Origin of the sequence: Chitinophaga barathri (genome assembly GCF_003807585.1) — a bacterium.
GTDB classification, from domain to species: Bacteria; Bacteroidota; Bacteroidia; order Chitinophagales; family Chitinophagaceae; genus Chitinophaga; species Chitinophaga barathri.
Window position 1 is genome coordinate 47,156 of the sequence record NZ_RMBX01000020.1, and the last position, 23,994, is coordinate 71,149.

Below are 23,994 nucleotides of genomic sequence, written 5' to 3' on the forward strand. Positions count from 1 at the left end.
GAAAAAAGCGCAGCCTGGGGCCGCGCTTCTAACACTATCATTCACTCAACTATGGCTTATTCCGCTTCAGCTACCACTTCTTTCACTTCGGGGATCATACGCTTCATCATGCCTTCGATGCCGGCTTTGAGCGTGATCATGGAAGAGGGGCAGCCTGAACATGAGCCCTGCAGCATAACGGTTACAACGCCTTCGTTGTAATCTTTGAACTGGATGGCGCCGCCGTCCATTTCTACCGCGGGTTTCACGTAGTTTTCGAGTAATTCTTTGATCCTTTGTACAACGTCGCTTTCGTCGCCGCTGAACACGGGGGTGGACACGATATCGTCTTCGTTGATCACTGCGCGGTTGTCCTCCAGGTATTCCTTCAGGAACTGTTTGATCGTGGGGATCACATCCGCCCAGTCTGTATCGTTGGTTTTAGTAAGCGTCACAAAGTTGCTGCAGATGAACACGCCCCTGATAAAGGGGAAAGTAAACAGTTCTGCGGCCAGGGGGGATGGTGTGGTGCTGGCAGCATCCGGGAAATCGATAGATTTATTCGGATAGAGAAGCTTGTTCACCACAAACTTCATCGTTTCCGGGTTCGGCGTCATTTCCGTATAGATACTGATAATGGGATTTCCTGTTTTAATCATTATATACAATTTTCTCCTGCAAAATTAACAAAAAATGGCGATAGTTCGGGCGGTTAATCTTGTAGTGTTGGGAAAGCCGGCTATTTTTGCAGCATGAAACACACTAAATCCCTTCATGCCCGCAAAAGGATTGCGCTGATTGCACATGACCATAAAAAAGCGGAATTACTGGAGTGGGCCATTTACAACAAAACGGTGCTCACACGGCATGAACTGTGGGCAACGGGTACAACCGGGAAGTTGATCGAAGAGTCCCTGGACGTATCAGTCAGGAAACTGCTGAGCGGGCCGTTGGGCGGGGATCAACAGATCGGTGCGGCTGTTGCTGAAGGGCGTATTGATGTGATCATCTTTTTCTGGGACCCTATGGAGGCATTGCCCCATGACCCGGACATCAAAGCCCTGCTGCGGCTGGGCGTGGTATGGAACATCCCGATGGCCAGCAACCGGGCCTCCGCGGACTTCCTCATGACCTCACCGCTGATGCACCAGGAGTACACCGTAATCCTGCCGGATTACAGCCAGTACCTCGGCCGGAAAGTATAACCCCCGGTCTTTTTCCCGTCTGAATTCCACATAAGGCCTATGAAAAAGGGGCTGGTTCAAACCGGCCGGGGAGATGTTTTTCTGCAAAGCTGCCCTTATCCTGTCGCTTTTTAATCAAATCTGATAGTATTTTACCCAAAAGCATGAGCATATACGAAGCATATAGGATCGATATACGATCGTTATAGGCAAGATATAGGAGAGCACAGCGAAAATACCACCAGTTTCTACCGGTGGGCACTCTTATAGTGTTCTTTCAGCATATCTTCCCCGAAATCGTTTTTCAGGTCGCGGAAGGTGGTATGTACGTGGTTCGCGTTGTTTTGGGTATTGTCGTATTCTATCACGAAAGTCGGGCCCTGGATGCGGTAATAATGACCAATGCCCCACTTCCGGCCCCCGGCCCAGGCAAAATGTACGTTCTCCCAGCCTGCATTTTCCATTTCTTTCCACATCACTTCGGCCATCAGTTTGGTATAGCGGTCCACGTAAAGGGCGATGAGCATTTTCAGCTGTCTTTGCTCGCCGGGGTTCAGTTTGGCATACCCGAGGCCCGGAGGGTCCTGCAGCCAGGCCTTTCTTTTGTTGCTCGTGATGATGTCCGCCGGGGCCTTTTCAGCGATCACGGCCTCTTTCAGCTGTTGTTCATTCAGGCTGTCCAGCAGTTCAAAGGCCAGATCGGCTTCTTCCTTTAGTATCTGCTGCCCTTTCTTCGGGCCGTCCGGCACAATGGCCGGGTTGGAGCCCATAAACATCGGGCTGCCGGTCATCCATTTGTTTTCCAGCGCGGAGAAGTTCAGCGAAAGATGATGCCCTTCCACCCGCCAGCCCCAGGGTTTTCCCGCAGCGGGATCGCCAAAGACGGAAAAGTAATATTTGCCCGCATCGCGGTAATCATCGTTTTCTCCCCGGCCTTCCAGCGCGCGCAATACATATTCCAGCTGCACGATGGCGGTGGCTTTGGTATAACCGTTGTTGCTCATGCAGCGTTTCAGCAGTGCATAAGCTGCCGTGCGCTGGGTTTCGTTCATTTCTTTTAAGGGAAGCCCTTTCCTGGCGCGGGGTACAAAATGCCAGTTGTACCGCTCTTCGTCATCCCAGCTGAATTGCGTTTTGGCAAGCAATTCTTTATCCAGCGTGCGGAGGAATTGCTGTGCGGCTTTTTCAGCGGTCTGAGCGGGCGCCTTGCAACACACAACTGTAAATAATATGATCAGGAGAATCTTATGCATGTGCGTGGAATCTTAGGGTAAGCACAACTCTTTGAGGAATTGTAATGTTAAAGTACAAATCTTTCCCGGCCGTTTCGTACAATTCCTATTTGGGATTTGCTCTTTGGAATTCTATTTTCGCAGTTTACGGTTTTTAAAGTATCAGGAAATGGTGAAGCACTTATTGGCAGGATTATTACTCTTTGGCCTGGTTCAGCAAACACTCGCGCAGCAACCGCCCAAGCGGGAACTGCGGGCCGTCTGGATCGCGACGATCGAAAATATAGACTGGCCGTCCCGCAAGGGATTGAGCGCCGATGAGCAGAAACGCGAGTTTATCGCGCTGCTGGATCAGCACCAGCGGAACGGGATGAACGCCATCGTGTTCCAGGTAAGGCCGGCTGCCGATGCTTTTTATCCTTCTCCTTATGAGCCCTGGAGCGAATACCTCACCGGCAGGCAGGGCCAGCCGCCCATTCCATACTACGATCCGCTGGAGTTCATGATCACGGAAACGCATAAACGCGGAATGGAATTTCACGCATGGTTCAATCCCTACCGCGCCGTGGCAAATACCCGCTCCAGCAGCATCGCGCCCAATCATATCACCCGTACCAAACCCCAGTGGTTCCTCACTTACGGGGATAAAAAATACTTCGACCCCGGCATTCCCGAAGTGCGCAACTATGTAACAGATGTGATCCGCGATGTGGTGAAACGATACGACATAGACGCCATTCATTTCGACGATTACTTTTACCCCTACCGCATTCCAGGCCGCGACTTTCCAGACGCCGGCTCCTACCGCCTCTACGGCAAGGGCCGCTACCTGGACGAATGGCGCCGTTTCAACGTGGACACCATTATACAAATGCTCAGCTCCACCATCAAGGCCGAAAAACCCTGGGTGAAGTTCGGCATCAGCCCCTTCGGCGTATGGCGCAACCGTGACCAGGATCCGGACGGCTCCGCCACCCGCGCGGGCGTTACCAACTACGACGATCTCTACGCGGATGTGATCAAATGGCAGCGCCTCGGCTGGATAGATTACCTCACCCCGCAGCTGTACTGGGAGTTCGGCCACAGGCTGGTGCCTTATGAAGTGGCCGTTACCTGGTGGGCGCAACATGCGTATGGCCGGCATGTATATATCGGCCACGCGCCTTACCGCATTGGCAGTACGGCCGGCTGGAAAGACCCGCGCGAAATGGGCCGGCAGATCAACGCCGCCCGCTCGCTCAACACTGTGCAGGGCAGCGTTTATTTCAGTTCCAAATCCTTTAACGGCAACCCGCTTGGGTTTGAGGACACGCTCAGGAACCACCTTTATCATTATCCCGCGCTGCGGCCCACCATGCCCTGGCTGGACAATGCGCCGCCTGAAGCCCCGTATTTCATAGATGCCTTTGAAAGGCCCGAGGGGCTGGAAGTGCGCTGGGCGGACAATGATACCTCGCACCAGACCAAACAATATGTGCTGTATAAATTCCGGGAAGGGGAAGTAGTGAATGTGAACGACCCGACGAAGATCCTGGCGATCCTGCCGCAGATGACGGACCCGATGCATATGGACAAAACATACATTAAAGGGCAGAAATATATTTATATAGTTACGGCTCTTGATCGTATGCAAAATGAAAGCATGATCAGCGATCCGCTCCGTGTGGAAATCGTGAATGGCAAGCCCACATTTGAGTTCGAGCCCTGACAGTTAGAGTTTTACACAACTTATTACCAGGCCGGGAATCACTCCCGGCTTTTTTGTCCCCGGGAGGCTTTTGGGGGCGTTCAATTTTCATTTATTTCAAATGAAAGTACGGCCATTTTTAAGTTTTTCTAAATTTTGGGGCTTTAATATAACTTTCCGTAAAAAATACCGCGTTCCTTTAGTATCTTTAAACCGTTCCCAAAGCAATTACGGTACCTGAGCCTGGGGCATAAGCGCCTGCCGGGAGGAGTGTATCTGATAAAAAGGAAAAAATCTAAAGCCAATGGAAAAAGTGAGCCAAGAGCAGGGTTTGTATCGTGCGGAATTTGAACATGATGCGTGCGGTACGGGCTTTACCGCCCACATTAAAGGAAGGAAGTCGCACCAGATCATTCGTGATGCATTGACCATGCTGGAAAATATGGAGCATCGCGGTGCCTGTGGCTGCGAACGTACTACCGGTGATGGCGCCGGCATTCTTATTCAGATGCCGCATGAGTTCCTGTATGCGGAATGTTTAAAATTAGGCATCCGCCTCCCCGAAACCGGTAAATACGGTGTCGGAATGGTATTCTTCCCGAAAGAACCACGCTGGCGCGAAGAGTGCCGCGAGATTATACAACGCTGCGCGGAAAAAATGGGCCTTGAAATCCTGGGTTACCGCAAAGTACCCGTTCGCCCCGATGGCATCGGCGAAACAGCCCTGTCCGTAGAGCCGGAGATTGAACAGCTGTTCATTGCCTGCCCCTACCACATTTCCGATCCGGAAGAGTTTGAGCGCAAACTGTTCGTCCTGCGTAATTATATTACCAAAACCGTTCGCAACTCTATCCCGAAAGACAAAGCAGAAATCTATTTCGCATCGTTCTCCCACAGAACGATCGTATATAAAGGTCAGCTCACCACTTACCAGGTTGGTCATTATTACACCGACCTGCGTGACGAGCGGATGGTATCCGCATTCGGGCTTATCCACAGCCGTTTTGCCACCAATACCTTCCCCAGCTGGAAACTCGCGCATCCCTTCCGTTACATTGCTCACAACGGTGAGATCAATACGCTGAAAGGCAACCTGAACTGGCTGCGGGCGGGCGAGAACAGCTTTGTGACCAAATATTTTACCCCGGAGGAAATGGAAATGCTGGCTCCCATCGTGGACGAAGGCCAGTCTGATTCCGCCTGCCTGGACAACGTGATCGAACTGCTGAACCTTACCGGCCGCTCATTGCCCCACGTAATGATGATGCTCATCCCCGAAGCATGGGATGGCAACGAAGCGATGGACCCGGTGAAAAAAGCATTCTACGAATACCACGCTTCTCTCATGGAGCCCTGGGACGGCCCGGCTTCCATCTCTTTCACAGATGGCAAGATCATCGGCGCCACCCTTGACAGGAACGGCCTCCGCCCTTCCCGCTTCGTGGTGACCAAAGACGACCGCGTGATCATGGCTTCCGAAGCCGGCGTATTGCCCATCGATCCGAAAAACGTAAAAGAAAAAGGCCGTCTCCAGCCGGGCAAAATGTTCGTGGTGGATATGGAACAGGGCCGCATCATCGGCGACGAAGAGCTGAAACAGAGCATTTGCTCCCAGCAGCCTTACGCCGAATGGCTCAATAAATATAAGATCCGCCTGGACGAACTTCCGGAGCCGCGCGTAACTTTCACGCACCTGGAGCACGAGCAGATATTTAAATACCAGCGCGCTTTCGGTTACACTACCGAAGACCTGGAAACCATTATCGCTCCGATGGCGATCGACGGCAAAGAGCCGATCGGTTCCATGGGTACGGACGTGCCCCTGGCCATCCTCAGCGATCAGCCGCAGCACATCAGCAGCTACTTCAAACAGCTGTTTGCACAGGTGACGAACCCGCCGATCGATCCCATCAGGGAAAGACTGGTGATGAGCCTGGCTACTTTCCTCGGCAACAACGGTAACCTTCTCGACGAAGATCCGATGCACTGCCATAGCATTGCGCTGCCGCACCCGATCCTGAACAACTATGAGCTGGAGAAGATCCGCAGTATAGATACCGGTGCCTTCCAGGCGAAAACTTTACATACCTATTTCAAGGCGGACGGTAAATCCGGTTCCCTCGAAAAAGGACTGGCGCGTCTTTGCCGTTATGCGGTAGACGCAGTGGAAGATGGCTTTGAAGTGATCATCCTGTCGGACAGGGCGATTGATTCCGAACATGCCGCTATTCCTTCCCTGCTGGCGCTTTCCGCGGTGCATCACCACCTCATCCGCAAAGGTTACCGTGGCCAGGTTGGTCTTGTGGTGGAAGCCGGCGATGTAGTGGAAGTACATCACTTCGCCTGTCTCCTCGGTTTTGGCGCCACCGCCATCAACCCTTACCTGGCGCTCAGCACCATCCGCGACATGCGCCTGAAAGGCAAGTTGCAGACAGAGCTGGATGTGGACAAACTGAAAAAGAATTATGTAAAAGCCATCTGCGAAGGGCTCCTCAAAGTGTTCTCCAAGATGGGCATCTCCACCCTGCAATCATACCAGGGCGCGCAGATCTTTGAAATACTCGGTATCAACAAAACCGTGGTGGATAAATATTTCACCGGTGCCGTTTCCCGCATCCAGGGTATGGGCCTCGATGAGATCGCACAGGAAACACTAGCCAAACACTGGACCAGCTACGGCCGGAAAGAAACACCGGTTCAGCGCCTGAGCACCGGCGGTGTGTACCAGTGGAAACGGAAAGGTGAATTCCACCTTTTTAATCCCACTACCATCCACCTGTTGCAGTATTCCACCCGCATGAACGATTACGGCATTTTCAAAAAATATTCAAAAGCTGTAAACGATCAGGCGGAAAAAGCGGCTACACTGCGCAGTATGCTCACCTTCAAACGCAACCGCAACCCGGTGCCGCTGGAAGAAGTTGAATCCGCGGAAAGCATCCTGAAACGTTTTGCCACCGGCGCCATGAGCTTCGGCTCCATCAGCCACGAGGCACACTCCACGCTGGCGGTAGCGATGAACCGCATCGGTGCGAAAAGCAATACCGGTGAGGGTGGTGAAGATGAAATGCGTTATGAGGTATTGCCGAACGGCGATTCCATGCGCTCCGCCATCAAACAGGTAGCGTCCGCCCGTTTCGGGGTGACCAGCTACTACCTCACCAATGCAGACGAATTACAGATCAAAATGGCGCAGGGCGCGAAGCCCGGCGAAGGTGGCCAGCTTCCTGGTCATAAAGTGGATGACTGGATCGGGAAAGTGCGTCACGCTACCCCCGGTGTAGGTCTGATCTCACCGCCGCCGCACCACGATATTTATTCCATCGAAGATCTGGCGCAGCTGATCTTTGACCTGAAAAATGCCAACCGCGCGGCGCGCATCAGTGTGAAGCTGGTGTCCAAAGCCGGTGTAGGCACCATTGCGGCGGGCGTTGCCAAAGCACATGCCGATGTGATCCTGGTATCCGGCCACGACGGCGGTACCGGCGCATCTCCCATCAGCTCCGTGAAACACGCCGGCCTGCCATGGGAACTGGGCCTGGCAGAAACGCACCAGACGCTGGTACGTAACAAACTCCGCAGCCGTGTGACCGTTCAAACCGATGGTCAGCTGAAGACCGGCCGCGACATCGCGATCGCTACCTTACTCGGCGCCGAAGAATGGGGCATCGCCACCGCGGCCCTGGTAGTGGAAGGTTGCATCATGATGCGCAAATGCCATCTGAACACCTGTCCTGTAGGCGTTGCCACACAGGATCCCGATCTGCGCAAACGCTTCAACGGCACCGCTGACGCCGTAGTGAACTTCTTCCACTTCATGGTGGCTGAATTCCGCGAGATCATGGCCGAGCTTGGTTTCCGCACCGTTCAGGAAATGGTGGGCCAGGTGGAAGTGCTGAAAGTAAGAGAGAACATTACACATTGGAAATACAAACACCTGGACCTCTCCCCCGTACTGTACCGCGAACCGGCTTCCGACGAAACCGGCCTGTACAAACAGGAAGAGCAGGATCACGGTCTTGCCGAAGTGCTGGACTGGCAGTTGCTCAAAGCCGCCAAACCCGCGCTGGACAGCAAAACCAGGGTGTATGGCACATACAAGGTGAAGAATACGGACCGTACTGTCGGTACCATTCTTTCCAACGAAATTTCCAAGCGCTACAAAAGCGAAGGATTACCGGAAGATACCATTCACAATAAGTTCACCGGTTCAGCCGGCCAGAGCTTTGGCGCATTTAATACTAAAGGTGTAACGCTGGAACTGGAAGGCGAAGCGAACGATTACTTCGGCAAAGGCCTGTCCGGCGCCAAGCTGATCCTTTACCCTTCCACCGAAGCAGGGTTTAAAGCGGAAGAAAACATCATCGCGGGCAACGTTGCGCTGTATGGCGCTACATCCGGCGAGGCGTACATCCGCGGTAAAGCGGGCGAACGCTTCTGCGTACGTAACTCCGGCGCAACGGTAGTGGTAGAAGGCACCGGCGACCACGGCTGTGAATACATGACCGGCGGCAACGCGGTGATCCTCGGGGAAACCGGCCGCAACTTCGGTGCGGGCATGAGCGGCGGTATCGCCTATGTGTACGACGTGAAGAGCACCTTTGCATCACAGTGCAACCTGGACATGATCGACCTGGACCCGGTAGGCGAAGAAGACGCCGCCATCCTCCAGGACCTGATTTCCAAACACCACGCTTATACGAACAGTACAGTGGCGAAGTTCATCCTGAAAGACTGGGAGAACCAACTGCGCCACTTCGTGAAAGTATTCCCGAAAGAATACAAAGCGGCCCTCAAGGCAGTAGCCACCAAGGGTGTGAAGCACAAAGCGTAACAAACAAATTTTAAAAGCGGACAAGCAGAGATAGATATGGGTAAACCAACAGGATTTCTGGAATTTACAAGGGAGCTTCCCGGTAAAGCTGACACCAAAAGCAGGGTGAAGCATTATAACGAATTCGTAGAGCGGTTCAGCGAACCGAAGCTCAACGAACAGGCGGCGCGCTGCATGAACTGCGGCGTACCCTTCTGCCACAGTGGATGCCCCCTGGGTAACGTGATCCCGGAATTTAACGATGCCGTTTACCGGAAAGACTGGCAGGAAGCATACGACGTGCTTTCTTCCACCAACAACTTCCCGGAATTTACAGGACGTATTTGTCCTGCCCCCTGCGAAAGCTCCTGCGTGCTGGGCATCAACCAGCCCCCGGTAGCCATCGAGGAAATTGAAAAACATATTATTGAAGTTGCTTTCGATAAAGGCCTGGTAAAGGCCAAAGTACCCCGCGTACGCACCGGCAAAAAAGTAGCCGTGATCGGTTCCGGCCCCGCAGGCCTTGCTGCCGCGGCACAGCTGAACTATGCTGGTCACAACGTAACCGTGTTTGAAAGGGACGACAAACCCGGCGGCCTTCTCCGCTACGGCATACCGGACTTCAAACTGGAAAAATGGGTGATAGACCGCAGGATCACGCTGCTGGAAGAAGAAGGCATCGAATTCCGTTGCAACGCAAATGTAGGTGTGAATGTGAGTGTGAATGACCTCCTCCGTGAATACAACGCGGTAGTACTGGCGGGTGGTTCCACCATTCCCAGGGATCTTGCTATCCCCGGCCGTGAGCTAAAGGGCGTGCATTTTGCCATGGACTTCCTGAAACAGCAGAACAAAAGAGTGAGCAAAATAAAAGTAGATGGTGAAGACATTCTTGCAAAAGGCAAAAATGTAGTGGTGATAGGCGGCGGCGATACCGGTTCCGACTGTGTGGGCACTTCCAACCGTCATGGTGCGGTGGGCGTAACACAACTGGAACTGTTGCCCAAACCCCCGGGCGAAAGGACTCCTTTTATGCCCTGGCCTTCTTACCCGATGGTGCTGAAAACCTCTTCTTCCCACGAGGAAGGCGCGGACCGCAAATGGGCCATCGCTACGAAAGCATTTGTGGGTGACGACAAAGGCAACCTGAAAGGTTTGCTGCTGGTGGACCTGCAATGGTCTCTCGGTGAAAACGGCGCTCCCGCAAGATTTACCGAAGTGCCGGGCTCCGAAAGGGAAGTGCCTTGCGAGCTGGCTTTACTGGCAATGGGTTTTATTCAACCACAACATAAAGGAATGCTGGAAGACCTCGGCGTTGAAACAGATGACCGTGGAAATGTGAAAGCTACTGAAAAAGCTTATCAAACCTCCATCCCCAAAGTATTTGCAGCAGGCGACATGCGCCGCGGGCAGTCTCTGGTGGTATGGGCGATCAGTGAGGGACGCGAATGTGCGAGAAAGGTAGATGAGTTTCTGATGGGTACTTCCCAGTTGGAAAGCAAGGACCATTCATTGATGTTCTTGTCTATGTAAATCTCGAATTTTAAGTCTTCTCATAAGCAGGTTTAGATTTTGTTGTAACCTTCAGCCGGGCCGGGTTTTTACCCGGCCTTTATTTTTCCCCGCCTCTTACCATTCCATTAAGCCCGGCCCCCATGAATTTGATATAGTTTTTATTTGTTAAATTTAGACTACCTAACCAAATTCAAACTCTATGCGTTGGCAAGGACGCCGTCAAAGCGGTAATGTTGAAGATCGTCGCGGTTCATCACGCGGGGGTATGGTGGCCGGCGGTGGCATCGGTGCCGTCGTGATCGCCCTGTTAATTTATTTTCTCGGCGGCGATCCATCCCAGGTGATAGACATGCAGCAGCAAGGCGGCCAGCAGCAGCAAATGTCCCCGGCACAACAGGCTGCCGAAGCTGCGGCCGATTCCCTGGTACGTGTAGTGCTGGCTGAAACCGAAGATGTGTGGAACAAAGAGTTCGCACAGATGAACCGGCGGTACCAGGAACCCAAGCTGATCCTGTTCTCGGGCATGGTGCAATCCGCCTGCGGCAACGCCTCTTCCGCCTCTGGCCCTTTCTACTGCCCCGCGGATTACCAGGTGTACATCGACCTTTCTTTTTACGACGAATTGCAAAAACTGAACGCCACCGGCGATTTTGCCATGGCATACGTAGTAGCCCACGAAGTGGGCCACCATGTGCAGAACCTCCTGGGTATCTCCGAAAAGGTACAGGCCCAGCGCGGCCGCGTGAGCGAAACGGAATACAATAAACTTTCTGTAAAGCTGGAACTGCAGGCGGACTTCCTGGCCGGCCTCTGGGCTCATCACACCCAGAAACTGCAAAACGTCATTGAGCCCGGAGACATCGAAGAAGCCCTCAACGCCGCGAACGCTATCGGTGACGACCGTCTCCAGAAACAGTCACGCGGATACGTCGTGCCGGATGCTTTTACACATGGCACCTCCGCCCAGAGAATGTACTGGTTCAAAAAAGGATTTGAAACCGGCGATCTCCGCCAGGGTGATACCTTCAATAGTGTACAATGAAAAAACAGATAGTCTGGAAAGGTCTGGATATGCAGGCAATGGAATACTGCAATGTGGAAATCACAGATACAGACATCCGTATCGACGGTTCCATTGTTGGTTTTGGTGATGACACCCCATTTTCAGTTACCTACGATATTATCACTGACCGCAACTGGGAAGTGACCGCGCTGGAAATGGCCGTTGAGCGTTCCGGCGATTGCGCGTGGATCTCCATCCAGCGCGACCCGGACGGAAAGTGGACCCAGAGCGGCCATGCCCGCCCGGAATGGTTTGAATGCATTGACATAGATATTTCCCTCACGCCTTTCACCAATACCCTTCCCATCCGAAGGCTGGACCTGCCGCTCAACGAGCGGACCGAGATACAGGTGCTTTACATCAACGTGCTCGACAACGAGATCAAACCACTTTCCCAATGGTACACGCGGCTTTCGGAAGACAAATATCTTTTCGAAGGAGTGGTGAAAGATTTTAAAGCAGAGATCACCGTGGATGAAGACGGGCTGGTGACAGACTATCCCGGGCTTTTTACCCGCGTCAACGCTTAAAATTTATAGTGCTTTTTTAAGAGGAAAAGATACGACGGCGGCATGTGATGAATGAATACATTTTTGCCGTCGAACGGGAATCTCTGGTGATATTCCGCATCGGCCATTAATATCACCGGTGTGCCGCAGGTCATGTAATTATTACTGAAAACATAGGCGGGTTGCTTCAGTTCTTTTAAGTGTTTCCTGGATATCTTATACACAAACCGCCCCAGGTACTTCTGAAACCTGCGCACAGAGCGGTTTGTAGTCCGTTGCATTTTATTGTACACACTCCGCGCATACCAGCGTACGATCAGATTTTGTTCTTTCAGCTGTTTATCCACATTCAGAAAGGGATTGATCTTATTAAAATCATTTTTCGCCTGGAGGGACAACGGCGTTTCCGGCACCCAGTCCTCGCTGTTCACGATCCTCAATCCCCAACCATTGGCCGTGATGCTTTCAAAATCATACGCGTAATAAAGATTGCCGGGTTTTGGTGCGGCGCTGCAATAGGTTTTGTATTGTATATCCTCCGGCATGCCGGGAAGATATTCGAGATAAGAGCGGGTAAGAAAAGCGATCGCCCCGCCCTGGCTATGTCCGGCGATGATAAATTCTTTTATCCCCTCCGCATACATTTGTTTTACCTGTTTCACCAGGTAGGGCGCCATAAATCCGAGTGATACCGTCCAGCCGACGTGCACGTAAGCCGTGCTGTCATTGGCGGACAGCTGGTAATCCCAGCGGGTGGAGTCCGTAAGTTGCAGTGTGCCTTTGGCCGGGATCATCGCCGCATAAAAATTCGCAAGCCAGCTTACATCTTTGGGAATAGTACCGCGGATGCGGATCACGCCAACGCCATCGTTTCTTTTCCATATTGCGAACTGGTTAAAAAAACCGACTTCCGGCGACACGTATACGAGGGAAAAATTTGCGGGATGTTCTTTCTGAAATGTGGCGCTATCTCCCCGTTCCGGCAGGCTCATCAGTTCAAAATATTCTTTGGGGTCGAAGCCGGGTTTCAGTTGCTGTGCCTGGAGCGGAAAGTAAATACAGCACAGCAAAAACCAAAAAACAGGGCGCATGCGTTTTTTTGTAAACATAACAAAAAAGATGTTCTATTGTTGATATCCCGTAAATTGCAAATCTCGTACCTTATCCGAAACTATATGCTTACAATTTCTATTGCCAAACCGGAACAGACGCACATTATCCGCGAAATTGCACAGATCACCTGGCCCGTGACCTTCGGCCATATTCTTACAAAAGAGCAGCTCGATTATATGCTGAACATGATGTACAGCGAAGATGCCCTGCTGGACCAGATCATGAACAAAGGTCACGTTTTTCTCCTGGCCCAGGCTGACGGCGAGTTTGGCGGTTATGCTTCTTATGAGCTCAACTACCAGGACAAACCGGTATCAAAGTTGCATAAAATATACGTGCTGCCGCAGATGCAGGGAAAAAGCGTGGGCAAGGCGCTGGTGAATGAAGTAGCCGCCATTGCACAAAAAGCCGGGATGGAGTATCTTTCGCTGAATGTGAACCGCCAGAATAACGCAGTGGGATTTTATGAGCGGTATGGTTTTGTGAAAGTAGGCGAAGAAGACATTGATATCGGGAACGGCTATTTTATGAACGATGCGGTAATGCAAATGAAGTTATAACCAGGCTATGATACAACCTAAAAACCTAATGCCAATACTGGCGGTGATGGTCCTCCTTTTCACCGCTTCCTGTGCGCGTAAAGTAACGCAGGCCGGGAAGGCGTCCTATTACGCGGACAAATTCCAGGGCCGCAAAACTGCCAGCGGCGAAACGTTCAAACAAAACCGGATGACCGCCGCACATCAAACCCTTCCCTTCGGCACCAAAGTAAAAGTCACCAACCTGGATAATGGCAAAACCATCAAAGTGCGTGTGAACGACCGCGGGCCTTTTGTTGCCGGCAGGATCATCGACCTGTCTAAAAAGGCCGCGCGTAAACTGGGAATGACACAGGCCGGCGTGGCAAATGTGAAGATCAAATACAAAAAGAAACGGTAGTAACCTGCCACCTAACCCGGTCAGATCCAAAGGCTCCGGCTGTTAATTCTCTATTAAAAATACCCCTCCAGGCCTTTCTTTTAACAAATTTTCGTCATATATTCGGGTAAAGTGATGTGTTCACCCATGGATAACTGGTTTTATCTTCCCACCGTTTCCGATGAACGCCCTCCGATGACCAACTTGCCCGCTTATCCGGATTTTACCCTTACCCTTTCCGGCAATGAATGGCGACAGGCAGAATTTATCAACATCAGCAAACTGTGCACTGTTGGTGAGGAGGTGGATGAGATCAAAGAAGTTTGGATCAATCATAGCCGGGAATTTGCTGACGGCATCCGTTCGTTTCATCGCCTTCATATCCGGCGCCAGATAGGCGCAGCGGAACTGTTCATCCCTTTATTCGAACTGAAATCCCTTCTCAGAAGCCATACGCTCGGCAGCATCGCCCTGGACGATCGCGCCGGTTTTGTAAAAAACGGCTTTGCCCTCAATACTCTCTCCGGTTATTTTTACGGGCTTGAAGAAAACGGCATTGTAAAATCGCTGGGCGTACATACCGCCACAGGCCTTGCTGACCGTGAAATTGCCCGCCTCGTTAAAAACTTTTCCCTGATTTACGTACATTGGTGTAACTGTAACATCTTAACACCCTGATCTCATGAACATCACCCTCGGCAGGGTGGTCATCCTCGTGGAAGACTATGATGCCGCTTTGCTTTTTTACGAAAAAACTCTCGGCGCCAAAAAGATCGTGGATTACACCGTGGGCAACCAACGTTTCCTTCATATTGGCTTCAGCGGCGGCGGCGCGGGCATCTGGTTCCTCGCGGCGGACGGGCCGGAACAACAATCCCTCATTGGCAACCAAACCCACCAGCAACCCACACTGGTCATGTACACGGATGAATTCGAAAACCTGCACGAACGTCTCCGCAAAAACGGTGTCACCATCAACCGGCCACCAGTGTACGGGCCGGACAGCTGGTATCTCCACTTCCTGGACCTCTACGGAAATGAGATCGTACTGGTACAACCGATCCGGTAAAATCCGCCATCTCTCAGGCAATTGTCACTTTTCCACATCGCGCTTGCATCTGCGGTGGTAGTCTGTTTTATTTGTAGACATGAATAAGATAAGCTACTCTTTCCTGCTGCTGGCTGCGCTGGCTACAGGCCATACCCTGCGGGCACAATCCCCTGCCGCCACCGAGGTGGTGCTGCCCGGCTTTACGGCCTACGCCGTTCCCGAAGAAAAAGGCGTGGACATCTCCGGCAGGCGCGGAGTTGTAAGCTGGACGGACAGTTCCAGCGCCGTCAATTTTTATTTCCATGCCGCCAACCCCGGTGCGCTGAAGATCGGCCTGCAGGCCAAAAGCGATGCGCCGTCCAAAGTACGCATGAGCATCAACGGCACGGAGAAAATAATCAACATCCCTGCCGGTGCGGATTATGCCACCATCCCTGCGCTTCAAACCAAACTGAAACAACCGGGCTTTTACACCATTTCACTGAAAGGTGTGGAAAAACAAGGTTCTGTGTACGCAGATGTAAAAGGTGTAACACTGGAAGGCGCCGCCACCAAAGACATTCAGTTCAATCCCAAGTCATGGCGCCGCTCCGCTTCCGTACACCTGAACTACACCGCGCCGGAAGGCACCGATGTGGAATGGTTTTATGGTGAGATCAAAGTGCCGGAAGGAGAAGACAAGCTCGGCACCTATTTTATGTCCTGCGGTTGGCACCGCGGATATTTCGGGATGCAGGTGAACAGCCCGACCGAAAGAAGGATCATCTTTTCAGTGTGGGATTCCGGTAAAGAACCGGATGACCGTGCCAAGGTGAAATACGAAGACCAGGTAACCCTGCTGGGCAAAGGTGACAGCGTAGTGGCGCAGGGTTTCGGCGGCGAAGGTACCGGTGGCCACAGCCATTGGAAATACATGTGGAAAGCCGGCGAAACTTACCGCTTCCTCATGCACGCCGTACCCACCGGCACCGTTACCCAGTACACCGCTTACTTCTACGTGCCCGAGCACAAAGAATGGAAAATGATCGCCAGCTTCCGCGCACCGAAAGACGGCAAATACATGGGCCGTCTCTATTCTTTCCTTGAAAACTTCAGCTTCGAAAACGGCTTCCAATACCGCAAAGGTTATTATGGCAATCATTGGGTAAAATCCAGTAAAGGCGAATGGATCGAGCTTACAAAAGCACGCTTCAGCAACGATGCTACAGCCCGCGCCAAAGACCGCCTCGATTTTGGCGGCGGATCTGAAAATGGTATGTTTTATCTCTGGACCGCCGGTTTTGTGCCCGCGAACGCCAAAATGGGCGATGTTTTTGAAAGAGCGCCGCTGGGTAAAGCGCCCGAAATTGAACTGCCTAAATTTTGATTTTCATTCATTTAGCGTTGAAGGGTCCGCCATATGGCGGGCCTTTTTTTGTCAAACAAACTAGTCATGGTGTAAAATATATTTTACATTTTGTAAAATAAACCTATCTTTATTAAAATCAATTCGCCATGAAACCGAAATATCTCTTACCGCATGTGTACAAAAAGATCGGTTGGTTTATCGCCATTCCTTTCCTGACGTACGCCATTTATTCCTACATCCTGGGAGACATATTCACGCTGCCCTACAGTGCGGACAGCCTGGAAAATAAAATTCCGCTCTTCGGCACGATTATGCTGATCGGGCTCTTCGCCGGGTTGCTGCTGGTATCTTTCAGCAAAGAAAAAACAGAGGATGAATACATCAGCAGGCTACGCCTGGAATCGTTGCAGCTGGCGGTGATCATCAATTACATATTGCTGATCATTGCGGCGCTGGCGCTTTACGGGCTGGACTTCCTTTCGGTGATGACCTACAACATGTTCACCGTTCTGCTGATCTTCATTATCCGTTTTAATTTTTTACTCTACCGCAACAAGACCGCTTATGAAAAACAGCATTAAGGTGGAACGTGCCCGGAAGAATCTCACGCAGGATGAACTGGCGCGGCTGACGGGCGTTTCACGGCAAACCATTAATACCATCGAATCCAATAAATACGTGCCTTCCACCATTCTGGCCCTGAAAATTTCGAGGGTATTCGAAAAGCCGCTGGAAGAGATCTTCGAGCTGGAAGAAGGAGATTAGATCCCGGCTTTTTTTGTATACAGCCGCCGTTGTGAATATCACGCCGGCGGCTGTTCTTTTTTCATCCCGCACAATGTTCTATTTTAGCATAAAATACCCCGGTATGGCTAAACACGCACTGCTGCCAATTCCAGACGCAATCAATCCTTTCAGGGTACGGAAGCAACGGCTGATGAACTTTAACCCGGTAACCGCGAGCACCTCCAGGAAACCGGTGGACCATGTGCGTATCACCGTTTTCGAATATTCGGCGGATACCGTGAAGGAAGAAGTAATGGAAAAGGTGGCCGACTGTTTCCGCTTCCGCGAATCGGACTGCATCAAATGGATCAATGTGGATGGCATCCGGCGGGAAGAAGTGGAAGCGATCTGCAAAAATTACCAGGTTCACTACCTGCTGATGGAAGATATCCTGAGCGAAGGGCAGCGCGCCAAGATGGATGAGATCGGTGATAATCTTTTTTGTCTCCTGCCCATGATGTTTTTCCAGTCGCAAAGCTCCACGGTGAACCAGGAGCAGGTGAGCCTGGTGCTGGGAAAAAATGTGGTTATCTCTTTCCAGGACGATCCGGACCGCGATGTGTTCAACCCCATTCGCGACAGGCTCCGCACCGGTGGCACCAAACTTCGCACCTCCGGCGCGGATTATCTTTTTTATTCGCTGCTGGATGTGATCGTGGATAATTATTTTGTCGTGATGGACAACCTCGGTGAAAGGATTGAAGTGCTGGAAGAGATCATCCCCCGCCAGCCAACTAACCGGACGCTGGCGCGCATCAATTATTTAAGAAAGGAAATGCTCGTTTTCAAAAGGGGTATAGCACCTGTGCGAGAGCTGCTGGGCGGGCTGCTCAAATCGGAAAATGCGCTGCTGGAACAAAACACCGAAAAATATTTCAAGGATGTGTATGATCACATCGTGCAGGCGGTGGATATGGCGGAGAGTTACCGCGACCTGGTCATGAACCTCCAGGAGCTGTATCATGCGCAGATGAACCAGAAGCTGAACGAAGTAATGAAAGTTCTTGCCGTGGTAACCACGCTGATGGCGCCTCTCACGGTGATCACGGGCATTTACGGGATGAACTTTGACCATATGCCGGAGCTGAAAACACCTTACGGATACTTTGTGGTGTTAAGTATCATGACCGTCATGTTCATTGGCATGATCATTATTTTCAGGAAACGCGGCTGGTTCTGATTATTTCTTTTTATACACCGGCACGGTGGAGCAAGGTTCCCCGTACATGATGCTTTTCACTACAGGTCTAAGCACCCGGGTAATTTCCACATAAGCCGCTTCGCTGACGGTTTTGTCCCCACAACCTTTTACAACGATACGCTGATCCTGGAACTGCGCGGGATCGATCGCCGCGATATTTTTCAGGTACAAAGTTTTATGTACAAACTCCGCGTCGCCGAAAGCATAAAATTTAGCGACAGGCTCCAGGTAACTTGCTACAAGCATATAAGCCCATAAAGGTACGATGGCATCCGCGGTACAGGTGATGGCTACATTTTTATCACGGTATGTTTCCCAATCCAGGGCGAGCAGCGCGGCACGAAAATCTTTTTCTTTCAGGATCAGCTCCATAAAAAGATGGTCCTTCATGTCAAACACAACGGTTTCCCCCTGCGGGTAATAATTCTCCAGGTCTATCGTGGTAAGCGCGCTTTGCGCCACTTTATTAACAATCTCTTCCATACTGCAAATTTACGGAATTCCCGGGTTCGCCGCTTACTGCCGGAAAGCGCCAGGGGACGGAACTGTCGTTTTTGGCGGAATGCCCGCCGGCATCAAATGACCTGGCTTAACCGTCTTTTTATAAAAATTTCCGCCAGCCCGCACCCTGAGATTTTCCTGGATAAAGAACGGGAAAATCCCACCGGTTTCAGCGCATAAAAAAAGGCCGGGCGAATGCCCGGCCTTTTCAGACTATATTTTATAAAGATCAATTCGTGCGGAAGAACTGCGCGCGGTTGTCTTTGATATCGCTTTTCTTTTTCAGGATCAGGGGGAAAAGCAGCTGGTCCACCATCTGGCGGGTGTCGCGCTCCGCAGCCTGACGCTGTGTGGCGTAGTCATAAGCAGGTTGCTGAACATCCACGTAGCTGCTCACTTTAATTACGTATACACCGCTGACGCCCTGGATGGGATCGGATGATTTTGCAGTACCCCATGTTTTGTTGAAAGCAGCACCTGCGATGCGGGGCTCGGGGCCAAGTGCGGCTACAAAGGGAGAAGCAAAACTAACGCCTTCAGCAGTCAGCACCGGCTGGTTGGTAGCAGCGGCGGCAGCTTCGAGGGTAGCGGGGTTTTTCATTTTTTCAATGATCTGACCCGCTTTTTTGATTTTCCTTACTTCTGATTCTACCTGCGGGCGAACGTCTTCCAGGGAAGCGGTGCCTTCTTCGCGGGCGCCGGTCATTACCGCGATCACGAATTTATCTTCGAGAGAGAATACCGGGCTGATATCATTTACGTCTGCATCGTAAGCCCAGTTCACAATTTCACGGGCGTTGCCGAGGCCGGGCAATACGAAGTCCATCGGGCGGATGTTGTTGGCCAGTCTTTTGTTCAGGCCTTTTTCCTGGATGGCTTTATCGAATGCTTTGCGGTCGCGGTTTTTAGATGCGAAGTCGTTAGCGGCTGCCAGTGCTTCGCTGCTGGTGGTGGAGCTGGGGTCCACTCGTTTGGCGAGATAAGCCACTTTTACAGCGGGAGCAGGATTGATCTGCGCGTTAACCTTCATAATAGAGTAACCCAGGTTCGGCAGTTTGATCACTTTGATCTGGCCAACTGAACCATCGTACGCCGCTTCTTTTACCGGCGCGAATTCGTTGGGCAGTTGCGCGAGGCCGGCGAGGGTATATTCACCGCCGGATTTATTGGAATACGGATCCTGTGAAAATACGGTAGCGAGTGCTGCGAAATCTCCGCCGCCACGGATTACAGCTTCGAGGCTGTCCGCGGTTTTCTTAGCGATTGAATCGCCGTTGGCGGATTGCATCGGTATAAATATATGACTGAACTTCAGGGTATCCGCCTGGGTTTTACGCGCCAGCATTTTTGCAAATACAACGGCGTTGCCGTCGCGGTAAGGGCCGTAGATGGCTCCTACCGGCAGATCCACGATGGAGTCTTTTTCCGGAACCTGTATAGCATTACGGGAAAGGAACACATCGTTGAAGCCCAGTTCGGAATTCAGTTTGGTAAAGCTGGCAGCGTCCGCGGTGGTGTCCAGCTCTTCTTTCAGTTTTACCAGTTCAGTGAGCGCAGCAGCGGTATCCGCGGCGGAGGGTATCACATCAAAAGTGATGTATTCCACTTTGCGGCTTTCCGGAACCTGGAACGCTGCTTTGTGATCCTGTATATATTTATTGAGTTCAGCATCGGTTACTTTCACGGTGCTGTCTGCGATCGTTACATAAGGAACGTGCACATAACTGATGTTTGCATTTTTTGCATTGTCAGCCACCTGCAGGTCGGCCATCCATTTAGGATAGTTGACAGCCTGGTTGATGAGGGTAATATATTTATTTCTTTCCTGGTAGTCCAGGATTTCGCGGTCGAGCATTTCCAGCTGCGCGGACATTTGTCCGGTCTGGTCCTGGCGGGCGTTTTCCCTAACGCGGTCGATCAATGCGGGATCGAACTGGCCGGTTTCGGGATTTACGAAATACCGCATCATAACGGGGTGGGGAGTTTTTCCTCTTACCGCGTCAATCAGTTCCGCGCGGGTTACTTCGATACCCAGCTCTTCAAATTGACCTTTCATGATTTGTTCCTGCAGAAAACCGTCCCACGCCTGTTCGCGGATACGTTGTACTTCTTCGTCGCCGAGCGTAAGGCCGCCCATGTTCTGCTGGGCTGCACGCTGCGCATTCTCGATGCGGTTCTGGTATTCAACGTTGCTCAGTTCCACCCCGTTTACTTTACCTACGGTGTTGGACTGGTTGCCGAACATGGAATTTCTTCCGAAGAAAACATCCTGTAACAAAAAGCTCACAATAGCCAGGCAGATCAATACGATGATCACTACGGCATATTTGTCCCTGATTTTCTGAATAACTGACATATATTATATAGTCTAAATTTTAGAGGTAGCAAAAATAGAATAAATTAGTTGGAACTGCAAAATAGGTTTTTTTAACCCCAAAGCCAATACAGCAAAGGGTTTGAGCGGTACCGGGAGGGGTGGTTTTTCAGCCTCATTCACACATTATCCACATTTTCATAAATTTTAATACACAGGTATTGGTTTGTAAAAATTGGTTGATCGCTCCGCTCATGGGTTATTTCCGGCCAGGATTCGCTCAAAAATTACTGCGCGGTTATCCACAAAATAAACATATAACCGATATAATCCACAACAATTTGTGAATAGTTCAGCCGGAAAACAGAAAATTTTTGTCGTGTTGCCGTTTCAGCAAAAGGTGGCCTTTTTTCCACAATTACTGTTAATAAGCCTGGGGTTAACGCTGTTTTTTGTGGGAAAAGGAGAGCTTAAAAGGAGGTATAACTAAATTTGTTTTTCATCCGCGGGTTGGTTCGTGAATTACGTTGGTGGATAACCCTGTTGTTTTAACAATTTCTTAATACACACAGCCCTGAAAAGTTGTTCAGGTTTTTACCCGTTAACACTGTGGATAACAACCCTCAAATCCAGCAACGACGGGAAAAAACGGTGTTAATTTGATGTGGATAGCAGCTAAAAAAATAATAACAACTACATTTGTATCAGGAGGGAAAAACGAGTTTCCCCCAAATTCACACCCCTAATAGTAGTGGGCTTTTTCTTCTTTTTAAAAAGAAAGTTAAATCTATAGTTATGTTTATGGCGTTAAAGGAAGCAAAAAAAAATTTGCAGAAAAAAGGATTCCTGGATATGGAGGTGGACGTGAAGCTTGATCTTTTTGCGGAGATAGACAGGCTTAAAAAAGAAAAGAACGCGATCATCCTGGCGCACTATTACCAGGAGCCGGATATACAGGACGTGGCGGATTATGTAGGAGACAGTCTCGGGCTCAGCCAGCAGGCGGCAAAAACGGACGCCGACATTATTGTGTTTGCCGGCGTGCATTTTATGGCCGAGACGGCGAAGATCCTCAGCCCGCAGAAAAAAGTACTGCTCCCGGACCTGAAAGCCGGCTGCTCCCTGGCAGACAGTGCCCCGCCTGATTTGTTTGCCAAATTCCGTGAGAAATACCCCGATCACATCGTTATTTCATACATCAACTGCTCTGCAGGTATCAAAGCGCTCTCCGATATCATTTGCACGAGCTCCAATGCCGAGAAAATCATCGAAAGCGTCCCCAGGGACCAGCCGATCATATTTGCGCCCGACCGCAACCTGGGGTCTTATCTGATCAAAAAAACAGGTCGGGATATGGTGCTTTGGAACGGTGCCTGTATGGTGCACGAGATTTTCAGCCTTGAAAAGATCACCAAACTGAAGGTTCGTCACCCGAACGCGAAGATCATAGCGCATCCGGAATGCGAGGCGGCTGTATTGGCGGTGGCTGATTTTATCGGTTCCACTACGGGTTTGCTGAAATATACACAGCGTGATTCCGCCCAGGAATATATCGTGGTGACGGAAACGGGCATTCTGCACCAGATGCAGAAAGAGAACCCGGGAAAAACTTTCATACCGGCGCCGCCGAACAATGCTTGTGCCTGCAATGATTGCCCGCACATGAAATTAAATACGCTGGAGAAATTATACCTGTGTATGGAATATGAAGAGCCTGAGATCACGATGGAAGAAAATCTCCGCATCGCGGCAAAGAAACCGATCGACCGGATGCTGGATATCAGCGCGAAGGCTGGGTTGTAATTTTCTGTAAAAAGGATTTGAGAAGACCGTCCTCCAAAGGGGACGGTTTTTTTATGCATGATTTTATTATTTATGATTTTATTTTCTGTATATAAAATTGATTATCTTTTTAATATATATTATAAAGTGTATTTTGACTCTTTGTTAGTGAATTGGGTTCATAAAGCTTCCACCTGAACTAACCTATTTTTTACGACATGTTTTTCTTATACCACGAAGCTGGATGCTTTGGAATATTCTTTCAAAAGATTCCCTGACTCTTCGTGGTGATTTGTTTAGTGATGCCTCTCTCCTCTTTTCTTCATCTGGTGTTTTTGAATTCCTGCCATGTGGTGTGGCTGGCAGACTACCAGTCCAGGGTATTTGTTGCCTGGGAATTTCAGAGTTATGCTTCAGTTGTGATAAAGTCCCGGCCCTGTTGTGATACAGCAAGGATAAAGTATTGATAAGGTAAAGATCTGGCATAGTTAAAGAATAGATAAGGCATATCTTATAGATATGCCTTATCTATGGGATATATATGGGATATCTATGGGACATATATGCCTTATCCCTACTGTGGCATAGTACCAGTAAGGCTTTGCGGCTATTGTTAGATAACTGTTACGTAAAACGTAAACTAGGGAGTTGCGTGGTTGGAGGAAGAAAGGATGATGGACTGGTTAGACAAAATAAAATGGCTTGGTATAAAATAATGGGGTAGGCTGGGAAGGTCCCGGTGATGCATTTTAAAAATGTGCGACGCAGCTGGGGATTCTCTTAGATATTTTGAAGATTGTTGAATTGGGATTTATGTACGGATGGAAATCTGAACGAGGATGGGGATGTATGAGAAAGGATATTGCCCAACGCTGGCGCAAAGTCCGTCATTGCGTATTCTAAGATAAAGAGACTACCAAAAAAAAATTCAGGCCGCTGCTAAATAGTTCTTATCAAAAGGCGTTTGGCGTTTTATGACAGCAAACATTCTGTAAATG

The 23,994-nt window shown here is 50.5% G+C and carries 20 protein-coding genes; 15 read left to right on the forward strand and 5 right to left on the reverse strand.

The window, feature by feature from the left end; genetic code table 11:
- Window positions 1-56: 56 nt before the first annotated feature.
- Complete coding sequence (locus EG028_RS26915) at window positions 57-638, reverse strand: NifU family protein (protein WP_120519384.1); 582 nt, start codon at window positions 636-638, stop codon at window positions 57-59.
- Between the two features lie 93 nt (window positions 639-731).
- On the opposite strand from EG028_RS26915, the gene EG028_RS26920 reads away from it, so the two are divergent.
- Entirely contained in the window at window positions 732-1,184 is a 453-nt protein-coding gene (locus EG028_RS26920) for a methylglyoxal synthase (protein ID WP_120519385.1), read from the forward strand.
- Between the two features lie 227 nt (window positions 1,185-1,411).
- Here the strand turns inward: EG028_RS26920 and EG028_RS26925 are convergent, their stop codons facing one another.
- Window positions 1,412-2,416: a DUF3500 domain-containing protein gene (locus EG028_RS26925; RefSeq protein WP_120519386.1), complete on the reverse strand. Its 1,005-nt coding sequence runs from the start codon at window positions 2,414-2,416 to the stop codon at window positions 1,412-1,414.
- 148 nt (window positions 2,417-2,564) lie between these two features.
- Between EG028_RS26925 and EG028_RS26930 the strand changes: the two genes are divergently transcribed.
- The 5 genes from EG028_RS26930 to EG028_RS26950 all read left to right on the forward strand — a co-directional run bounded on the left by EG028_RS26930 (window position 2,565) and on the right by EG028_RS26950 (window position 12,003).
- A complete protein-coding gene (locus EG028_RS26930; protein WP_120519387.1) occupies window positions 2,565-4,103 on the forward strand; it encodes a glycoside hydrolase family 10 protein in 1,539 nt (512 codons plus the stop codon).
- Window positions 4,104-4,386: 283 nt separating this feature from the next.
- Window positions 4,387-8,916: a glutamate synthase large subunit gene (gene gltB / locus EG028_RS26935; protein ID WP_120519388.1), complete on the forward strand. Its 4,530-nt coding sequence runs from the start codon at window positions 4,387-4,389 to the stop codon at window positions 8,914-8,916.
- 36 nt (window positions 8,917-8,952) lie between these two features.
- Window positions 8,953-10,428 (forward strand): glutamate synthase subunit beta, encoded by a 1,476-nt coding sequence (locus tag EG028_RS26940; protein WP_120519389.1) that lies wholly within the window; start codon window positions 8,953-8,955, stop codon window positions 10,426-10,428.
- Between the two features lie 181 nt (window positions 10,429-10,609).
- Window positions 10,610-11,452 carry a KPN_02809 family neutral zinc metallopeptidase gene (ypfJ, locus tag EG028_RS26945; RefSeq protein WP_120519390.1) on the forward strand — a complete coding sequence of 281 codons (843 nt, stop codon included), beginning with the start codon at window positions 10,610-10,612 and terminating at the stop codon, window positions 11,450-11,452.
- Entirely contained in the window at window positions 11,449-12,003 is a 555-nt protein-coding gene (locus EG028_RS26950; protein WP_120519391.1) for a putative glycolipid-binding domain-containing protein, read from the forward strand. The genes ypfJ and EG028_RS26950 overlap by 4 nt, the downstream gene beginning before the upstream one ends.
- Here the strand turns inward: EG028_RS26950 and EG028_RS26955 are convergent.
- Window positions 12,000-13,073, reverse strand: a complete 1,074-nt coding sequence (locus EG028_RS26955; protein ID WP_162946646.1) for a lipase family protein — start codon at window positions 13,071-13,073, stop codon at window positions 12,000-12,002. The two genes, EG028_RS26950 and EG028_RS26955, sit on opposite strands and share 4 nt — an antisense overlap.
- Before the next feature lie 84 nt (window positions 13,074-13,157).
- Between EG028_RS26955 and EG028_RS26960 the strand changes: the two genes are divergently transcribed.
- The 8 genes from EG028_RS26960 (at window position 13,158) to corA (ending at window position 18,378) form a co-directional block, all read left to right on the forward strand.
- Window positions 13,158-13,655, forward strand: a complete 498-nt coding sequence (locus tag EG028_RS26960) for a GNAT family N-acetyltransferase (protein WP_120519393.1) — start codon at window positions 13,158-13,160, stop codon at window positions 13,653-13,655.
- A gap of 7 nt (window positions 13,656-13,662) precedes the next feature.
- Window positions 13,663-14,034, forward strand: a complete 372-nt coding sequence (locus tag EG028_RS26965) for a septal ring lytic transglycosylase RlpA family protein (protein WP_120519394.1) — start codon at window positions 13,663-13,665, stop codon at window positions 14,032-14,034.
- A gap of 126 nt (window positions 14,035-14,160) precedes the next feature.
- The gene (locus EG028_RS26970) at window positions 14,161-14,691 is read left to right on the forward strand and encodes a hypothetical protein (protein WP_120519395.1); all 531 of its coding nucleotides are present in this window, start codon (window positions 14,161-14,163) and stop codon (window positions 14,689-14,691) included.
- Between the two features lie 4 nt (window positions 14,692-14,695).
- Entirely contained in the window at window positions 14,696-15,082 is a 387-nt protein-coding gene (locus tag EG028_RS26975) for a VOC family protein (protein ID WP_120519396.1), read from the forward strand.
- 79 nt (window positions 15,083-15,161) lie between these two features.
- Window positions 15,162-16,430, forward strand: coding sequence for a DUF3472 domain-containing protein (locus EG028_RS26980; protein ID WP_120519397.1), 1,269 nt, complete (start codon window positions 15,162-15,164; stop codon window positions 16,428-16,430).
- Between the two features lie 128 nt (window positions 16,431-16,558).
- Window positions 16,559-16,993 (forward strand): hypothetical protein, encoded by a 435-nt coding sequence (locus EG028_RS26985; protein ID WP_120519398.1) that lies wholly within the window; start codon window positions 16,559-16,561, stop codon window positions 16,991-16,993.
- Window positions 16,977-17,177: a helix-turn-helix transcriptional regulator gene (locus tag EG028_RS26990; protein WP_120519399.1), complete on the forward strand. Its 201-nt coding sequence runs from the start codon at window positions 16,977-16,979 to the stop codon at window positions 17,175-17,177. Before EG028_RS26985 ends, EG028_RS26990 begins: the two co-directional genes overlap by 17 nt.
- A 103-nt stretch (window positions 17,178-17,280) precedes the next feature.
- Window positions 17,281-18,378 (forward strand): magnesium/cobalt transporter CorA, encoded by a 1,098-nt coding sequence (gene corA, locus EG028_RS26995; RefSeq protein WP_120519403.1) that lies wholly within the window; start codon window positions 17,281-17,283, stop codon window positions 18,376-18,378.
- Here corA and EG028_RS27000 read toward each other — a convergent pair whose 3' ends face one another.
- Window positions 18,379-18,882, reverse strand: coding sequence for a DUF2480 family protein (locus tag EG028_RS27000; RefSeq protein WP_120519400.1), 504 nt, complete (start codon window positions 18,880-18,882; stop codon window positions 18,379-18,381).
- Window positions 18,883-19,129: 247 nt separating this feature from the next.
- Complete coding sequence (locus tag EG028_RS27005; RefSeq protein WP_120519401.1) at window positions 19,130-21,256, reverse strand: SurA N-terminal domain-containing protein; 2,127 nt, start codon at window positions 21,254-21,256, stop codon at window positions 19,130-19,132.
- 753 nt (window positions 21,257-22,009) lie between these two features.
- On the opposite strand from EG028_RS27005, the gene nadA reads away from it, so the two are divergent.
- A complete protein-coding gene (gene nadA, locus EG028_RS27010) occupies window positions 22,010-23,017 on the forward strand; it encodes a quinolinate synthase NadA (protein ID WP_244939851.1) in 1,008 nt (335 codons plus the stop codon).
- The last annotated feature ends 977 nt before the right edge of the window (window positions 23,018-23,994 follow it).